A 17,402-nucleotide genomic window follows, 5' to 3' on the forward strand; every position below is an offset into this window, starting at 1 on the left:
GTCGCGATTAAATTAGTCGCATAAGATCTCTTAATTGTGAAATTTCGATATCAGGCAACACACGCACTTTCGATGCCTGCTGAATATTTACGTTTTTATCATTAAACCAACACGCCTGATAGCCATTGACCTTAGCACCATAAACATCGCTGATAAGATGATCACCAACGTGTAAAATATGGTGAGCCGGAATATCGAGATGCTGCTGCGCTTGAGTAAACATATCAGGATAAGGCTTAGCTCTGCCATCGGGTCCCGCTTTCAATATCAACTGAAAATAGTCCCCCAAACCGATTTTGTGCGGATCGACATTACCGTTAGTGATGGCTATTAGAGGAAGCTTTTCACAGAGAGCCTGCATCACACAATGCGTCTCTTGAGGGACATCGATTTGGTTTCTGAGCCACAATGCATGCTCAATGCCCGCCTTAGCCGCAGCAGTCGCTTCGGCTTCTTTATAGCCAAGCTGCATCAGCCCTTGTTTGATTTGCGTTTCACGCCACAAAGTCACATCATGCTTCAACTCAGGATTTGCCTGCGCGACTTGAACCTTTACTTGGTGCCACTCATCCAGAGACAAAGATGACGATACTGGGTGCTCTGTGAACAACCACTTCGCCATATCCTTTTCTACTTTCATGATCACAGGCCAGTTGTCATAAAGCGTGTCATCTAGGTCAAACGTCATCGCCTTAATCGAGTTCAATCCACGGTAGAGTTGCATTCGTGCCTCTTATTCTTTGCTTCTTTTACGAGCTCTTGGGTGCGCCTGATCGTACGCTTGTGCCAAGTGTTGAAAGTCCAAGTGTGTATAGATCTGGGTTGTTGAGATGTTTTCATGTCCTAAGAGTTCTTGGACAGCCCTTAGGTTCTGACTCGATTCTAAAACATGGGTCGCAAATGAGTGGCGAAGTTTGTGAGGGCTAATATGACTGGCCACCGCCTGCTTCTTGCCCCACTCTTCCATACGCTTCTGTACACTACGGTGGGAGATACGCGTACCCAGTTTAGATACAAACAACGCAGGCTCTCCGGGCGCAGCTAATTCACCACGCACCTTAAGCCATTTCTCAACGCACTCTTTGGCTTGGCCAGAAAAAGGCGCCTTACGCTCTTTATCACCCTTACCAATCACTCGAATCTCGCCCTGACGAGCCTGAATATCTTTCAGATTGATGCCCACCAGTTCAGCCAGACGCAAGCCTGCACCGTACATGACTTCCATCATTGCTCGATCACGAATCGATAAGGGATCACTTTCATCAACCTCAAGCAGCTGACCTACTTCATCCACATCTAGGTTCTTTGGCAACGGACGCTGCTTACGCGGTGCCGATACCCCCTTCGCAGGGTTTGCTGAAATCTCGCCTCGTAGCACTAAGAAATCAAAGAAGCTACGCAGTGAAGAAAGACGCGTCGCCAAACTACTCGCCTTAATCCCTTCACGCATGCCTTTACTGGCTAACTGGCGCACCCACGCAGCATCGACTTGCTGCCAGTCTTTAAGACCTAGGGTGACCAGTTGAGCGGCCATGGTTTCTAGTTGCTGTTTGTAATTGCGCTGAGTATGCAGACTCAGTCCTTTCTCGCTTCTTAAGTACTCATAGAAACGAGAAAGTGGTTTTTGGAGGCGATTAGGAAGAGGTGTGTTGGGCTCTAGGCTCATTATCAATCTGCCAAGGTAAGGTCTCTGCCATATGAGCAACAACAAGTGCTAAATGACGCAAGAAAAGGGTATCCATGTAGGGCTGAAAGTGACCACCATCTTCACTAGAGAAGGCCAGCAACCCAATCGGAGACTGTTTTGCCAACGGCAGCACTACATACGATCCTAGCTCAGGAGCAGGTTGTTCGCCAAATAGGTCTTGGCGATCGCTCTTTCTCAAGCGACCAAGGTACGCATCTTTACCATTGAGGTGATTCAACGAAAATTTAGCATAGCCCTCATCACTGAGCTGATAAAAACCACCCTGAGACAGAATACGAACATACGCCTTAAGACCAAGCTCAGTCGCTTTCTGCTCTACCGCTTTAATCACCTGCATGAAATCACGACATTTCAGCACTTGGTCCTGCAGCGCCATAAACTCATAGAAGGTTTTATCGTTATTGGCCGCCAGTGACATTAAGCTGGTGATCTCTTCTTCAAGCTCTTCAATGCGTTGACGCTGACGCTTCAATTGCACTTCGACTAAAGAGACAGCACCCTGCTCTACATTATTAATCGCAAGGCGATCCACCAGCTCTCTCCTATCTTGGAAGAAGTCTGGGTTATCACGCAAATATTCAGCAACCACTTCTGCCGTTAGCGCATCGGCTTCTACGTAAGACAAAACCTATCCTTATTTATTATTAATGGTGATCAGCAAGAGAGCTGACCATCAAAGACGTGTGTAGCAGGGCCTGTCATAAACAGCGGTTTACCTGGACCTTGCCAACTGATCTGTAGATCGCCGCCTGGTAGGCGCACTTTTACATTATTAGATAGCAAGCCCTGAGTAATACCCACAGCAACAGCGCCACAAGCACCGCTTCCGCACGCTTGGGTCTCACCTGCACCACGTTCGTAAACACGTAGGCGAACTTCGTCACGAGTGACTACCTGCATAAAACCGGCATTCACACGCTCAGGGAAACGCTCGTGTGACTCAAGCAGCGGACCAATGGTATCAACATCTGCGGTATCCACATCATCAACTACTGTCACTACATGAGGGTTACCCATGCTTACCGCGCCACAGAAAAGCGTGTGCTCATCGGTACGCAGAATGTAGGTTTTCTCTGACTGTTTAGCTTTGAAAGGGATCTTACTTGGCTCGAACTCAGGCACGCCCATATTAACCGTGATCTGATCGTTCTCCTCAATCTTAAGAACCATCTTGCCTTTCTTGGTGCTCACATTGATGCTGTATTTGTTGGTCAGCCCTTTCATGCGCACAAAGCGAGCAAAGCAACGAGCACCGTTGCCACACTGTTCGACTTCGCTACCATCGGCATTAAAAATACGATAGTGGAAATCCGTTTCTGGGTCGTACGGAGCCTCAACCACCAGCAGTTGGTCGAAACCAACGCCGGTATGACGATCCGCCAAACGGCGGATCAGGTCTGGAGAGAAGAAGATGTTTTGAGTAATGCAGTCCACGACCATGAAATCATTGCCCAAACCATGCATTTTTGAAAAGTGGAAGTGCATAACGCTTAAACTTACTCCGGAAGAATGTTTTCAAGTTCCCACAAGCTCGTTAGCTCTTCACGCTGACGAACAAGATGAGTTTTATCGCCATCAACCATCACTTCTGCTGCACGAGAGCGAGTGTTGTAGTTCGATGACATCACGAAGCCATAAGCACCTGCAGAACGCACCGCTAGGAGATCGCCCTCTTCAAGAACAAGCGCGCGATCTTTACCTAAGAAGTCACCGGTTTCACAGATAGGACCCACTAAATCATAAGTCACTGCTTCACCTTCACGTGGAACAACAGGGACAATGTCTTGCCATGCTTGGTATAGCGCTGGACGCATCAAGTCATTCATCGCAGCATCGATGATGGCAAAGTTCTTATATTCAGTCGGTTTTAGGAATTCGACTTTTGTTAATAATACACCAGCGTTAGCAGCAATCGCTCTTCCAGGTTCGAAAATCAGCTCTAGATCAGCATGATTATCTAGTCGAGCTAGTAACGCTTTTGCATAGTCGGATGGTTGCGGCGGTAATTCATCACGGTAAACCACCCCTAAACCACCACCCACATCGAGATGTTTGATGTTAATACCATCAGCGCGTAGTTGGTCAATCAGAGCCAACAAGCGATCAGTCGCATCGATGAACGGTTCAATGTCAGTTAGTTGGGAACCGATATGACAGTCGATACCGTGGATATCGAGGTTCTCAAGCTGCTGAGCAAACGCATACACGGCAGGTGCACGGTCAAAGGCGATACCAAATTTGTTATCACGCAGACCCGTAGAGATATAAGGGTGAGTATTTGCATCAACGTCTGGGTTAATACGCAGAGAAATTGGCGCCTTCACACCAAGCTCGCCAGCAACTTTATTTAGGCGCTCTAACTCAGGCTCTGATTCCACGTTAAAACATTTAATCTTCAACTCAAGCGCACGTTTCATCTCTGCCGCTGTTTTGCCGACACCAGAGAACACAACCTTAGATGGATCACCACCCGCTGCAATAACACGCTCCAGTTCACCACCAGATACGATATCGAAGCCAGAGCCCAATCTTGCCAGTGTATTTAGTACACCTAGGTTAGAGTTCGCTTTTACGGCATAGCAAACCAAGTGAGGATGCTCACCCACAGAAGAGTCGAACGCGTTCCAGTGACGTTCTAGAGTGGCGCGAGAGTATACGTACAGTGGCGTGCCGTATTGCTCTGCCAGTTGTGAAAGTGCGACGTTTTCAGCCCAAAGCTGGCCATCATCCTGATAGTTGAAGTAATCCAAAATTCTTATCCCTTATCCGTTACGATTGCTACTACATTGTTGATTCACTTATTGCGATTGTTCATTTTGCTGCGCATCATCAGGTAAGTAGAGCGGACCAGTTTGACCACAGCCCGAAAGACCAATAACAGACAACATAAACAGAGCGGTAATTAACTTTTTCATTTTGCATATCGTGATTATTAACTCAATGCCCCCTATAATCGCACCACACTCAAGAAAAGCAATAGGATAGAAAGGATGAACGATACTGAATTTCATCAGCTAGTCGATATACAGATGCAAAACATCGAAGAAGCGATCGATGAATCAGAGGCTGACATCGATTACGAAGTGACTGGCAACGTGATGACGCTGGAGTTTGAAGACCGCAGCCAAATCATCATTAACCGCCAAGAGCCAATGAAAGAGATCTGGCTAGCGTCTAAGTCAGGTGGCTTTCACTTCAAGTTGATTGAAGACAAATGGACATGCTCAAAGACAGGCATGGAGCTATTTGAGATGGTTAAAGCTGAGTGTGAGAAACACGCCGGTGAAGAGATCGACTGGGTTTAATCTATCCATGGATACCCCAAAGCGACCAATGTAAAAAAGGAGCGACTCAGTCACTCCTTTTTTGTTGCTAAACGTTAGCGATCTTAGAATTACGCGAAGAGAGCGTGGCATCGTTACGATAAGGCACCACGTAAGATTGCCCATCATCAGGGTGAACAATCTGATAATACTGAGGAAGATTGAAGTTAATCAGCTTCGACGCCACCTTGGAATCATCTTTCACAGAGGTGTAGAAAGAGTTCACACTCGCAATCATCTCGTCTTTCTGGCCACTGTATTGGTGGTAAACCTCAACCTGATTCGACTCATCCAATACGTAGATGTTGAAACCCTTATCGGTATCCTCAAAGAAGAACTGAATCAACCCCTCACTGGCAAAGCCATCGACCACTTCTGGTAGTTGGTACTCTTGCTCTTTATCCAACATCAACAGTGGTGAGCCCTTCAGCTTATTGGTTGAGATGCTGCGATAGAAGTCGACGGAGTTTTCTAGCATCTGCACCGATACGCCACGACGCTCAAAGAACAGACCAAACATCTTGTTAGCCAGACGAATCGCTTTGAATCGACGACGCTTCTCTTGCTCAATCGGCTTCAAACGCAGATCAATACACTCAGCAAGCAGTTGGTAAACCATATTGCGAATCACACCGCGCAGGTTTTTGCTGTAACAGAACACGTCTACCGACTCTGGCGGTAGCGCATCTTGGTGCATTTTACCCAATACGGTTTTTAAAGCGTCGAGCATTGCCGTCTCACCTTGGAAATGCAGTGTTCGCACTTCATGCCAAGAGTTACGGTAAACCAAATCGACACTACCCACCAGGCTCTGACCTTCTTCGCCAAAACTAAAAATGTCTGCACTCTTCAAATCGACCTTCAAAGAACGAGCACTCAACTCTGAGGTTGGATCGTTCTCAAAGTTGATGAACATCGCCAATTGGCTGATCTCACACGGGCTCGCCAGCGCTTGCATACTCGGACGGCGCTTGCGCAATGAGAAGGTGTTACGCAGATCGCTCACCATCTGATAGAACTTATCGATATCAATGTGTGCGTCACGAACCACAGAGTGAAGGCGTGTGGACTCAGTGATCAGTCCATTAAAGAACGACCACGCAACCAACTTACTCAAGTACTCATGGTGCTCAAGCGACGGTTGACCAAGAATTCGGTGAGCAATCAAAGGCTGCTTATACAGATACCACCCAGCCTTATTAGTTTGACCCTGCCTTACCTCGATAAAACTCAGATCAGGCTCATGCAGATCCGGTGAGATTTGAGGATTAAGAAGTGTCACCTTGCCCGGTAGCACCTCAAACGCTGCATACAGCTTACGAGCAAGAATACTGATATCTTGTGGGCTAATAGCTGAGGTGATGTCATTACGACGTGCAAACTGAATTAGGTTGCGGTAGCTGAGCATCAAGGCATCTAATAGAGCGTGGTGAACGACTTTAACTTGTTCAACCTTCCAGTTACGGCGGTTATCCAACTCAACGATAGTCTCATGATCCCAGTTCCAAGATTGAGTCATCTCGGTTAATGCTTCACGACGCCAAGCAACAGAGCCAACTCCAGCCTCACGCGATAACTTCTCATGAGTTTTGAGATAAAAACAGCGGCGAACAAGATCAAGACGCGTATCATCGTTGATACGTTCAAGATAGCGAGTCACTTTCTCAAGCATCAAGTAGTAACTATCCATCCCGTACAAGTCAGGTTCATCGGCAAAGAAACGACGCTTGGTATCAATACTCAGAAGTTGAGTATGTGGGTACTCCCACGAGTAAGCCTCTAACAGGATCGCTTTTAAAACTGATTTGTATGGAGAGTCGATGCTTTTGTATAACTGCCACAGGTTGGATCCGAAATACTCTTCCGCTGGAATTCGGTTTAATTTGCCGAAATCAATCCACTGAGAGCAATCGATATAGCCCTTGTTACACAGATCGTGCACATACTCGTCATAACACTCTTCCATTTCTGGAGGAATGATCTGCCAAAGCAGACGCTGACCAGCCAAACGCACCGCCGAACGATAGAACTCGTCCAACAGCAAGAGATGCTGCGAAGAGCCACAGTTATCACCCGTCATCTCTTCCGAATGGTTTGAGCGGAAACGCTGTTCATCCATCAAGAAGAAGTTAGCCTCAACCCCAAGCGTTTGAGCCCAATCGGTGATAAGCAGACACTTGTTAGTCAAACTATCACGAGCACCACCATCCATATCAGGTGATACGCAGACCCAAATATCAAGATCGCTTGAAGTACTTTGACCAATAGAAGAAGTACTGCCCATGGTGTAGAGACCGAGAATCTCTGGATAATCCGTTTCGGCAAGCTTACCGCCTAACGTCAGCTCAGTATCTTCGACAAATTGCTTTTGGAATTCATTAGGCGTGAAACTACGAATTCCAAAAGGAACTTGTTGGTCATAGAAACCAGGCATCATAGGGTGGTTGTAGTGAAGCAGTGCAGGGATAAGATGGAATACGCGCTGACTTTGCAAATCCATCAACGCCAACGCACGATCAATGCGCTGTTGATTTAGATTATCCAACCGTTGAATCAAAGTCTGAGTGTATGCCTGCAAGGTAAGTCCTTGGTTGAGATTAAATGCACTTCTGTTTAGTTACTGAACGAAAGCAACAACAAAACGTGATCAATTTAACACTTTTACTGTTAATGGTAAAGCAAAGCTAGCGATGCTGCCACCTTTGTTCCGCTAGGAAAAACGTTAAATCCACGGCATGGTAGTGTCCTCTTTATTGACTATTTCTAATAATAGCCCATGTTTCAAATGAGATACCAATCACACTATTTTGGTGAAGTAATGAAATTCCTTTATCTATCAAAGCTCGCAATGATCTAACAGTAAGAATTTTCTGCCCAGAGTGTTAGGATTAGGCTATTACAGACTCATATCGGAATCACCATGACACAATCAACTCCAATCCGTATCGCTACTCGAAAAAGCCCACTTGCTCTTTGGCAAGCCTACTTTGTAAGGGATGCCCTTCAAGCTGCGCACCCTGGTTTAGAGGTTGAGTTGGTGACCATGGTTACTAAAGGCGACATCATTCTCGATACGCCGCTTGCTAAAGTGGGCGGTAAAGGTCTCTTCGTTAAAGAGCTTGAGGTGGCGATGCTAGAAGGTCGCGCTGACCTCGCGGTCCACTCAATGAAAGATGTGCCTGTCGATTTCCCTGAAGGCTTAGGTCTAGTTACGATTTGTGAGCGTGAAGACCCGCGTGACGCTTTTGTATCCAACACCTACAACAACATTGATGAGCTACCTCAAGGTGCTGTTGTTGGTACATGTAGCCTGCGTCGCCAATGCCAGCTAATGGAGTACCGTCCAGACCTTGTAATCAAAGAGCTGCGTGGCAACGTAGGTACTCGCCTAGGTAAACTCGATGATGGTCAATACGACGCAATCATCCTTGCTGCTGCGGGCCTAAAGCGCCTAGAGCTAGAGGAGCGTATCCGCAGCTTCATTGAGCCAGAACAATCTCTTCCAGCCGTTGGCCAAGGTGCCGTTGGCATCGAGTGTCGTTTGGATGACGAAAGACTAATCAAACTACTAGAGCCGTTAAATCACCAAGATACCGCTGATCGTGTCCTGTGTGAGCGTGCAATGAACCTTACACTAGAAGGTGGTTGTCAGGTGCCAATCGGTAGCTACTCGCTACTCGACGGTGATGACATTTGGCTACGCGCTTTAGTGGGTGAACCAGACGGCTCGAAAATGGTACGCGGTGAGATCAAAGGCCCACGTAAAGACGCGGAAGCACTAGGCGTTAAGCTTGCTAACCAGCTTCTTGATGATGGCGCTCGTGAAATCCTCACAAAACTTTACGCTGACCAAGACTAACCATGACAGTGTTGGTAACTCGCCCAGGTCTTGAAGGGCAAGCGCTTTGCCAACAGCTAGTGGATGATGGAGTCTCTGCACTCCATCATCCACTGATTCGCATCGTTGACAACACTCCGCCCCAACCTCTTTCTGATCTGTTACAAAGCAGCGATATCATCATTGCTGTCAGTCAACACGCTGTTACCTCGGCTCAACGAATTCTTGCCCAAAGTAACCAAAGTTGGCCCAGTTCCGCTCTATATCTTGGCGTTGGTCAAAAAACCGCGCACATTTTAAGCAAAGCTTGTAAACAAAAAGTAAACTACCCACAAGTGAGTGATAGTGAGCACCTTCTCAGGCTGCCAGAGCTAAGAAATGTGCGAGATAAGGCGATCTTAATACTGCGTGGAAATGGTGGTCGCGAGCTAATACGCGAATCTCTTGTCAATCAGGGAGCACAAGTCTCCTATTGTGAGACCTACCGTAGAGAATATATTCCGATAAACCACCACAATACTTACCCTCTGTGGGTTGAACAAAAGATTTCAAAAATTGTCATCACCAGTCAGGAGCAATTGGAATACTTTACCTCCAATACACCTGACGAGTATTCGACTTGGCTTTTCACAAGACATCTATTTGTCCCAAGCCAACGCATTGCAGAACGAGCCCAACAACTGGGGTATTCAACAGTTACGAATACGACAAGTGCGACAAACCCAATATTACTGGCTGCTCTCCAGCCTTAGCTAGAAACAGGAAATAAGCATGACAAGCAAAAAAAATAACGAGCATATTGAACCTGAAAAAAGTCCAGAAACTCAGCCAGTAGTTCAAGACGAGGCTACCTCTGAAAGTCCAGAAGAGACAAAAGCAGAAGCCCCTAAACCTGATGAGCAACCAACCAAGCCTCAAACAACGTCGGAAGAAAATGAGCTAATCGCTAAAGCTGAAAAGCAAGGCAAACGTGGCGTTAAGTTTGGTGCAATTGCGATTGCTATCTCTATTATCTTCAGTGGCGGTATCGCTTTCCAAATGCAGCAAAAAAATGCTGAATACTCAGCGCAAATTGCAGCTCTTCAATCTAAGTTGGAAAACACCCAATCGGCAGTCAACAAAGACCTACAAGCTGTTAAACAAGAGACAATCCAAGAAGCATCTCAAGCCGTTCAAAAAACACAGGTTGTCCAAGCTCAACAAGAGAAGAGCATCCAAAGCCTACAGCTTGCTGTTGCTGACGTTAAAGGCCGCAGACCGAATGATTGGTTGCTTGCTGAAGCGGATTATCTAGTGAAGCTAGCTGGCCGCAAACTGTTCTTGGAGCACGATGCCGTTAGCGCAACTAAGCTAATGGAAAGCGCTGACCAACGCATTGCTGCGCTGAACGATCCAAGCCTAGTGTCACTGCGCCAGTCAATGGCTAACGACATTACTAAGCTTCGCACGATCCCACTGATTGATCGTGACGGTTTGGTACTACGCCTAACCAGTCTACAGCAACAAGTTGATACTCTACCTTTGGCGAACGCGATCTTGCCTGAAGCTCCAGAACAGAAAAAAGAAGTGGTTTCTGGAGACATCAACGACTGGCAAACCAACCTGATGACTTCATTGAAAGACTTCTCAGGCAACTTCATCACTTTCCGTAGCCGTGATGGAGACGTAGTACCTCTGCTTTCTCCAGAGCAACACTTTTACCTAAGAGAAAACATCAAGGGTAAGCTTGAGACGGCAATCCGCGCTGTTTATAAAGAGCAAGGTGATATCTATACAGCGGCTCTAGAAACAGCAAATGAATGGTCAACTGCGTACCTAAACCAGGACAACAACGCTGTCATCGAGTTTGAAAAAGCCATCAAGCAGCTGAGCGAACAAAACATCACGGTGAAGTACCCTGTGAAGCTTGAATCTCAAAGCTCTCTTTCAGATGTCATTCGTGAGCGCCTACGTCGTGAAGTGACCACGATGACGAGCAAGGAGGAGAAATAATGATTCGTTGGATTTTTCTTTTCTTAGTCCTTGGTGCTGGTCTATTTGTCGGCACGCAATTCTCAGGGCAACAAGGCTACGTTCTGATCTCTATTGCTAATAAAACAATAGAAATGAGCGTAACCACATTGGTTATTTTTGTTATCGCGCTATTGGCCGCACTCTTTGGCCTTGAGTACCTGTTTAAGAAGGTGGTATACGCGAGTTCAACTACGTGGAACTGGTTCAGCGTTCGCAAACAAAAACGCTCACGTCGTTACACTAATGAAGGCATCGTTAAACTGCTTGAAGGTGACTGGAAAGGCGCAGAGAAAAAAGTAACGCGCTGGGCAAACCACCATGACATGCCACTACTGTGCTACCTAGTTGCATCACAAGCAGCGCATGAGCAAGGCAATAAAGGTGAGCGAGATAAGTACATCGAGCTAGCTAGCCAACAAGATAATTCTCAACTTGCCGTTGAGCTAACAAAAGCTAAGCAGCAGATCAGCGAGAGAAACTTCGAAGCCGCTTTCGATACTCTGTCGACGTTAAAAGGCACTTATCCGAGCAATACAGCTGTCTTAGGCTTGTTGAAGACAACCTACGTTGAGCTTAAATTGTGGCAACCTCTGATTGAACTGACGCCGAAATTGGTTAAAACCAAGATCATTACTGCAGAAGAACAAATCGCATTAGAGCAGAAGGCACAATGTGGTCTACTGCATGATGTAGCGAAACAGCAAGGCAGCGAAGGGCTGATCAGTCACTGGAATAAACTATCTCGTAAACAAAAACAAAGCACTCACCTTGTCTCTTGTTTTGTTAAACAGTTAATTGCTCGTAAGGCCGACTCAGAGGCATTTACTGTCATCAAAGAGAACATTGCTAAGAGCGAGTCAAACGAGCTTTACACGTTGCTTCCAGAGCTTAACCTAGCCGATCACCACCCAGTCGTGGTTATGCTAGAGAAAGCTGTGAAGAAAGACGATAACAATGCAGAGGCTCACAGTGCTCTGGCTCAGTTCTACCTAAGAGAGCAAAAGTGGACAGAGGCACAAGCGCATTTCGAAAAAGCACTAGAGCTTCGTTCTAACGTTTCAGATTATGGTTACTTGTCGGATGCGCTAGAGAAGCAAAACCTAACCAAAGCGGCGCATGAGGTTTCACGTAAGGCCTTAGGTTTAGTGAAATCGGCATAACCACTGAAATCAACACCACAAAGCCGATGCTGATATGCATCGGCTTTTTTGTACATCTTACTCAGACAACATTCATACCAACCATCGTGCTCTTACTTTATTCCCAAATAACATCATGAGTGAGAGTTATCATGCCAAAATTCGCCATCCTATTACTTACTAGCTTTATTGGTTTCAATACATACGCAGCTAACCTAGATATAGAAACTGGTGAGGCCTCCTATAAGAGCTTCTGCGTCTCCTGCCATGGCGATCTGGGTCATAGTGATGGTATTGCGGGAAAAGCGTTCCCAGAGCTGCCCTCGAACATTTATGATGGATTGAACTCTTGGTTTGAAAGCGAATCAGAACTCATCGAAACGTGTTCAATGGTAATGAAGGTATGCCAGCTTGGAACTCCGTCTTAAATGAGAAGGATGTAAAAGATATCTTTGTCTATATCGAAAAGATAAATAGCAAATAACCCTTGGTATAGTACCTAGCCATTGCTGGGTGTTTTACTTCTTACCCGACTAATCTGTCTTTAAAATTTGCCCTATATATCGCAGGAATTTAGATTCCCTACTCCTTCCTTCGTCAGCCTAGGGAATGACGAGGGCTTGGCCACAACTAGAAACACAATAACGCGATATCGAGCATTAAATGGGACTCATAGCTTAGAAACCACGAAGACTTATCGCACGTCCAACCATCCTTTATTCCTCTTATTTTTGACGAAGTTCCTTAATAAATAGCGTGCCTTAGTATCTAATACCAATCTAAGTAAAAATATGATCTAATTGAGGATATGACTAATTCGTGAAAAGACGCTATGGATAGCCTCGACAACATTGATTTCAAAAAGCTTGCTAGCCAACAAAAATCTATTCAAATGAAGATGCGATTACTCGCATTAGCCCATTTTAAAGATGGTCATTCTCGAACCCAAATTGCTAAGTTCCTTAAAGTAAGCAGAACAAGCGTGAATAAGTGGGTACAAACTTTCCTTGAAGAAGGACTTGAGGGATTGTAAGAGAAACCAAGGCCTGGGAGACCCGCATTTCTTTCTCCAAAGCAACGTGAACAATTAAGGCTATTTATCAAAAGCCGAGCTTCTGATTCTTCAGGGGGGCGATTAACGGGCAGTGATATCCATGCCTACATCGTCAGAGAATTTGATAAACATTATCACCCTGACTCTATCTATTACTTGCTTAATCACATGGGGTTTTCTTGGATAACTTCACGCTCTAAACACCCTTCTCAATCTCAGCAAGTTCAAGACGATTTTAAAAAAATTCAAAATAGAAACGATCCTTAAGATCCCGGGGCATATGGGTTTGGAATCGGTGGATGTCTGGTTTCAAGATGAGGCTCGATTTGGGCAGCAAAATACGACGACTCGCCTCTGGGCAGAAAGAGGCACAAGGCCTCGAGCAGTAAAACAGCAGCAATTTGAGTATGCGTACTTGTTTGGTTCAGTCTGTCCTTCAAAAGGCATCGGAGAAGCTATGGTTGTCCCTTGGGTAAACAAAGACATCATGATTGACCACCTTGCTCAAATATCAGAGGCCACAGAAAAAGGTCGTCATGCGATTGTGATCATGGATGGTGCAGGTTGGCATACCAATGATATTGCTGAGCAATTTTCGAATGTGAGTATCGTTAAACTGCCTCCCTATTCACCCGAACTAAACCCAATTGAACAAGTATGGAGTTGGCTACGGCAACACTATCTAGCAAACCAGAGTTTTACGCACTATGACGACATTGTTGAGACAATATGTGGTGCATGGAATTGCTTTCTAGAAAGTACAGATAGGGTGAAAAGAATGTGCACAAGAGAGTGGATTGAACTGATCAGTTAATTTTCCAGATTGGTATCACTGGTTGAAGACCCAAATACCTATCTCCAGAAACGACGAAAGCCTAGTCGTAAGACTAGGCTTTCTGATAAGTGGCGGAGTGGACGGGACTCGAACCCGCGACCCCCGGCGTGACAGGCCGGTATTCTAACCAACTGAACTACCACTCCGCAGTGGTAAACACGTCTTTAGACGTGGTTCCAAAATTAAAGCCTGGCGATGTCCTACTCTCACATGGGGAAGCCCCACACTACCATCGGCGCTATTGCGTTTCACTTCTGAGTTCGGCATGGAATCAGGTGGGTCCACAACGCTATGGTCGCCAAGCAAATTCTTAAAATTCGGAAAGCTGTTTATTCTCTAAACTCATTCAAGTGCTCTTGTTTGCCTCTGCTTTTTAAAGCGGAAACAATGTTTTGAGTCCATCAAAACCCCTTGGGTGTTGTATGGTTAAGCCTCACGGGCAATTAGTACAGGTTAGCTCAACGCCTCACAGCGCTTACACACCCTGCCTATCAACGTTCTAGTCTTGAACAACCCTTTAGGACGCTTAAAGCGCCAGGGAAGACTCATCTCAGGGCTCGCTTCCCGCTTAGATGCTTTCAGCGGTTATCGATTCCGAACTTAGCTACCGGGCAATGCCATTGGCATGACAACCCGAACACCAGAGGTTCGTCCACTCCGGTCCTCTCGTACTAGGAGCAGCCCCCTTCAATCTTCCAACGCCCACGGCAGATAGGGACCGAACTGTCTCACGACGTTCTAAACCCAGCTCGCGTACCACTTTAAATGGCGAACAGCCATACCCTTGGGACCGACTTCAGCCCCAGGATGTGATGAGCCGACATCGAGGTGCCAAACACCGCCGTCGATATGAACTCTTGGGCGGTATCAGCCTGTTATCCCCGGAGTACCTTTTATCCGTTGAGCGATGGCCCTTCCATTCAGAACCACCGGATCACTATGACCTGCTTTCGCACCTGCTCGAATTGTCATTCTCGCAGTCAAGCGGGCTTATGCCATTGCACTAACCTCACGATGTCCAACCGTGATTAGCCCACCTTCGTGCTCCTCCGTTACTCTTTGGGAGGAGACCGCCCCAGTCAAACTACCCACCAGGCACTGTCCGTAATCCCGATTCAGGGACCAACGTTAGAACATCAACACTACAAGGGTGGTATTTCAAGGACGACTCCACCACATCTAGCGACGCGGTTTCAAAGTCTCCCACCTATCCTACACATGTAGGGTCAATGTTCAGTGCCAAGCTGTAGTAAAGGTTCACGGGGTCTTTCCGTCTAGCCGCGGGTACACTGCATCTTCACAGCGATTTCAATTTCACTGAGTCTCGGGTGGAGACAGCGTGGCCATCATTACGCCATTCGTGCAGGTCGGAACTTACCCGACAAGGAATTTCGCTACCTTAGGACCGTTATAGTTACGGCCGCCGTTTACCGGGGCTTCGATCAAGAGCTTCGACCGAAGTCTAACCCCATCAATTAACCTTCCGGCACCGGGCAGGCGTCACACCGTATACGTCATCTTACGATTTTGCACAGTGCTGTGTTTTTAATAAACAGTTGCAGCCACCTGGTATCTGCGACTCTCGTCAGCTCCATCCGCGAGGGACTTCACCGATAAGAGCGTACCTTCTCCCGAAGTTACGGTACCATTTTGCCTAGTTCCTTCACCCGAGTTCTCTCAAGCGCCTTGGTATTCTCTACCCGACCACCTGTGTCGGTTTGGGGTACGATTCCTTACAATCTGAAGCTTAGAGGCTTTTCCTGGAAGCATGGCATCAATGACTTCACCACCGTAGTGGCTCGACATCGTATCTCAGCGTTAAGAAAGTCCGGATTTACCTAAACTTTCCGCCTACGTACTTGAACCTGGACAACCGTCGCCAGGCCCACCTAGCCTTCTCCGTCCCCCCATCGCAATTGTAAGAAGTACGGGAATATTAACCCGTTTCCCATCGACTACGCCTTTCGGCCTCGCCTTAGGGGTCGACTTACCCTGCCCCGATTAACGTTGGACAGGAACCCTTGGTCTTCCGGCGAGGGAGTTTTTCACTCCCTTTATCGTTACTCATGTCAGCATTCGCACTTCTGATACCTCCAGCAGCCCTTACAGACCACCTTCAACGGCTTACAGAACGCTCCCCTACCCCGCACACTAAAGTGTGCAGCCGCAGCTTCGGTGTATAGCTTAGCCCCGTTACATCTTCCGCGCAGGCCGACTCGACCAGTGAGCTATTACGCTTTCTTTAAATGATGGCTGCTTCTAAGCCAACATCCTGGCTGTCTGAGCCTTCCCACATCGTTTCCCACTTAGCTATACTTTGGGACCTTAGCTGGCGGTCTGGGTTGTTTCCCTCTCCACGACGGACGTTAGCACCCGCCGTGTGTCTCCCGGATAGTACTTACTGGTATTCGGAGTTTGCAAAGGGTTGGTAAGTCGGGATGACCCCCTAGCCTTAACAGTGCTCTACCCCCAGTAGTATTCGTCCGAGGCGCTACCTAAATAGCTTTCGGGGAGAACCAGCTATCTCCAGGTTTGATTGGCCTTTCACCCCTAGCCACAAGTCATCCGCTAATTTTTCAACATTAGTCGGTTCGGTCCTCCAGTTGATGTTACTCAACCTTCAACCTGCCCATGGCTAGATCACCTGGTTTCGGGTCTATATCCAGAGACTGAACGCCCAGTTAAGACTCGGTTTCCCTACGGCTCCCCTAAACGGTTAACCTTGCCACTGAATATAAGTCGCTGACCCATTATACAAAAGGTACGCAGTCACGGGACAATGCCCGCTCCTACTGCTTGTACGTACACGGTTTCAGGTTCTATTTCACTCCCCTCACAGGGGTTCTTTTCGCCTTTCCCTCACGGTACTGGTTCACTATCGGTCAGTCAGTAGTATTTAGCCTTGGAGGATGGTCCCCCCATATTCAGACAGGATATCACGTGTCCCGCCCTACTCGATTTCACTGATTATGATGTGTCGGTTACGGGGCTATCACCCTTTATTGCGGCACTTTCCAGAGCCTTCACCTGCATCATTAAAAGCTTAAGGGCTAATCCAATTTCGCTCGCCGCTACTTTCGGAATCTCGGTTGATTTCTCTTCCTCGGGGTACTTAGATGTTTCAGTTCCCCCGGTTTGCCTCTTGCTGCTATGTATTCACAACAAGATACTTACTTGTGTAAGTGGGTTTCCCCATTCGGAAATCCCAGACTCAAAAGGTTTTTACTACCTAATCTGGGCTTATCGCAAGTTAATACGTCCTTCATCGCCTCTGACTGCCAAGGCATCCACCGTGTACGCTTAGTCACTTAACCATACAACCCAAAAGGGTCTTAGTGTATGGCAACTAACCAAGGTTTTTGGTTGTAATAAGAAGGGTTAGTTCTTATTACGTGTTTGCCGGACTCAATGGTGAATCAAACTAAGTTTGATTCGAATACAAGACACTTGAATGTGTTTGTGTTGTGTTTATCCAAAGGATAAACATTGAGA

Annotated in this window: 13 protein-coding genes, 1 tRNA gene, 2 rRNA genes and 1 pseudogene; 7 read left to right on the forward strand and 10 right to left on the reverse strand. The window is 46.8% G+C overall.

All coding sequences use genetic code 11. The features are described 5' to 3' along the window. Positions 1–7 precede the first annotated feature (7 nt). The 6 genes from yigB to lptM are packed head-to-tail and all read right to left on the reverse strand — an operon-like array spanning position 8 to position 4,623. Positions 8–724 (reverse strand): 5-amino-6-(5-phospho-D-ribitylamino)uracil phosphatase YigB, encoded by a 717-nt coding sequence (gene yigB, locus OCV50_RS13985; RefSeq protein WP_261903311.1) that lies wholly within the window; start codon positions 722–724, stop codon positions 8–10. 9 nt (positions 725–733) lie between these two features. Further along, positions 734–1,666, reverse strand: a complete 933-nt coding sequence (xerC, locus tag OCV50_RS13990; RefSeq protein ID WP_261903312.1) for a tyrosine recombinase XerC — start codon at positions 1,664–1,666, stop codon at positions 734–736. Beyond that, positions 1,635–2,333, reverse strand: a complete 699-nt coding sequence (locus tag OCV50_RS13995; RefSeq protein ID WP_239843105.1) for a DUF484 family protein — start codon at positions 2,331–2,333, stop codon at positions 1,635–1,637. The genes xerC and OCV50_RS13995 overlap by 32 nt, the downstream gene beginning before the upstream one ends. Before the next feature lie 29 nt (positions 2,334–2,362). Then, entirely contained in the window at positions 2,363–3,193 is an 831-nt protein-coding gene (gene dapF / locus OCV50_RS14000; protein WP_239843106.1) for a diaminopimelate epimerase, read from the reverse strand. An 11-nt stretch (positions 3,194–3,204) separates the two neighbouring features. Continuing rightward, entirely contained in the window at positions 3,205–4,458 is a 1,254-nt protein-coding gene (gene lysA / locus OCV50_RS14005; protein WP_261903313.1) for a diaminopimelate decarboxylase, read from the reverse strand. A 48-nt stretch (positions 4,459–4,506) separates the two neighbouring features. After that, positions 4,507–4,623 (reverse strand): LPS translocon maturation chaperone LptM, encoded by a 117-nt coding sequence (lptM, locus tag OCV50_RS23325; protein WP_032553346.1) that lies wholly within the window; start codon positions 4,621–4,623, stop codon positions 4,507–4,509. Positions 4,624–4,698: 75 nt separating this feature from the next. Between lptM and cyaY the strand changes: the two genes are divergently transcribed. Then, positions 4,699–5,013, forward strand: coding sequence for an iron donor protein CyaY (gene cyaY / locus OCV50_RS14015; protein WP_239843108.1), 315 nt, complete (start codon positions 4,699–4,701; stop codon positions 5,011–5,013). Positions 5,014–5,080: 67 nt separating this feature from the next. Here the strand turns inward: cyaY and OCV50_RS14020 are convergent, their stop codons facing one another. Then, a complete protein-coding gene (locus OCV50_RS14020; RefSeq protein ID WP_261903314.1) occupies positions 5,081–7,609 on the reverse strand; it encodes a class I adenylate cyclase in 2,529 nt (842 codons plus the stop codon). 342 nt (positions 7,610–7,951) lie between these two features. Here OCV50_RS14020 and hemC point away from each other — a divergent pair, with 342 nt between their 5' ends. From hemC to OCV50_RS14050, 6 genes and pseudogenes are all read left to right on the forward strand, one after another. After that, positions 7,952–8,890 (forward strand): hydroxymethylbilane synthase, encoded by a 939-nt coding sequence (gene hemC, locus OCV50_RS14025; RefSeq protein ID WP_032553343.1) that lies wholly within the window; start codon positions 7,952–7,954, stop codon positions 8,888–8,890. Between the two features lie 2 nt (positions 8,891–8,892). Further along, the gene (locus tag OCV50_RS14030; protein ID WP_261903315.1) at positions 8,893–9,621 is read left to right on the forward strand and encodes a uroporphyrinogen-III synthase; all 729 of its coding nucleotides are present in this window, start codon (positions 8,893–8,895) and stop codon (positions 9,619–9,621) included. Positions 9,622–9,640: 19 nt separating this feature from the next. Continuing rightward, complete coding sequence (locus tag OCV50_RS14035) at positions 9,641–10,861, forward strand: uroporphyrinogen-III C-methyltransferase (RefSeq protein ID WP_261903316.1); 1,221 nt, start codon at positions 9,641–9,643, stop codon at positions 10,859–10,861. Continuing rightward, positions 10,861–12,042 carry a heme biosynthesis protein HemY gene (locus OCV50_RS14040; RefSeq protein WP_261903317.1) on the forward strand — a complete coding sequence of 394 codons (1,182 nt, stop codon included), beginning with the start codon at positions 10,861–10,863 and terminating at the stop codon, positions 12,040–12,042. Before OCV50_RS14035 ends, OCV50_RS14040 begins: the two co-directional genes overlap by 1 nt. Positions 12,043–12,173: 131 nt before the next feature. After that, the gene (locus tag OCV50_RS14045) at positions 12,174–12,449 is read left to right on the forward strand and encodes a cytochrome c (RefSeq protein ID WP_261903318.1); all 276 of its coding nucleotides are present in this window, start codon (positions 12,174–12,176) and stop codon (positions 12,447–12,449) included. A gap of 404 nt (positions 12,450–12,853) precedes the next feature. Next, positions 12,854–13,889 (forward strand): annotated as a pseudogene (locus tag OCV50_RS14050) (IS630 family transposase). 90 nt (positions 13,890–13,979) lie between these two features. Here the strand turns inward: OCV50_RS14050 and OCV50_RS14055 are convergent. From OCV50_RS14055 to OCV50_RS14065, 3 genes are all read right to left on the reverse strand, one after another. After that, positions 13,980–14,056, reverse strand: a tRNA-Asp gene (locus OCV50_RS14055). Between the two features lie 41 nt (positions 14,057–14,097). Further along, positions 14,098–14,213, reverse strand: a 5S ribosomal RNA gene (gene rrf, locus OCV50_RS14060). A 119-nt stretch (positions 14,214–14,332) separates the two neighbouring features. Further along, positions 14,333–17,224, reverse strand: a 23S ribosomal RNA gene (locus tag OCV50_RS14065). Positions 17,225–17,402 lie beyond the last annotated feature (178 nt).

The sequence above is a fragment of the Vibrio fortis genome (assembly GCF_024347475.1).
GTDB lineage: Bacteria > Pseudomonadota > Gammaproteobacteria > Enterobacterales > Vibrionaceae > Vibrio > Vibrio fortis.

Bases quoted from the DNA above. Each gene is read 5' to 3' on its own strand.
- yigB (WP_261903311.1), bottom strand. From the start codon at position 724: ATGCAACTCTACCGTGGATTGAACTCGATTAAGGCGATGACGTTTGAC.
- xerC (WP_261903312.1), bottom strand. From the start codon at position 1,666: ATGAGCCTAGAGCCCAACACACCTCTTCCTAATCGCCTCCAAAAACCA.
- dapF (WP_239843106.1), bottom strand. From the start codon at position 3,193: ATGCACTTCCACTTTTCAAAAATGCATGGTTTGGGCAATGATTTCATG.
- lptM (WP_032553346.1), bottom strand. From the start codon at position 4,623: ATGAAAAAGTTAATTACCGCTCTGTTTATGTTGTCTGTTATTGGTCTT.
- cyaY (WP_239843108.1), top strand. From the start codon at position 4,699: ATGAACGATACTGAATTTCATCAGCTAGTCGATATACAGATGCAAAAC.
- hemC (WP_032553343.1), top strand. From the start codon at position 7,952: ATGACACAATCAACTCCAATCCGTATCGCTACTCGAAAAAGCCCACTT.
- OCV50_RS14030 (WP_261903315.1), top strand. From the start codon at position 8,893: ATGACAGTGTTGGTAACTCGCCCAGGTCTTGAAGGGCAAGCGCTTTGC.
- OCV50_RS14035 (WP_261903316.1), top strand. From the start codon at position 9,641: ATGACAAGCAAAAAAAATAACGAGCATATTGAACCTGAAAAAAGTCCA.
- OCV50_RS14040 (WP_261903317.1), top strand. From the start codon at position 10,861: ATGATTCGTTGGATTTTTCTTTTCTTAGTCCTTGGTGCTGGTCTATTT.
- OCV50_RS14045 (WP_261903318.1), top strand. From the start codon at position 12,174: ATGCCAAAATTCGCCATCCTATTACTTACTAGCTTTATTGGTTTCAAT.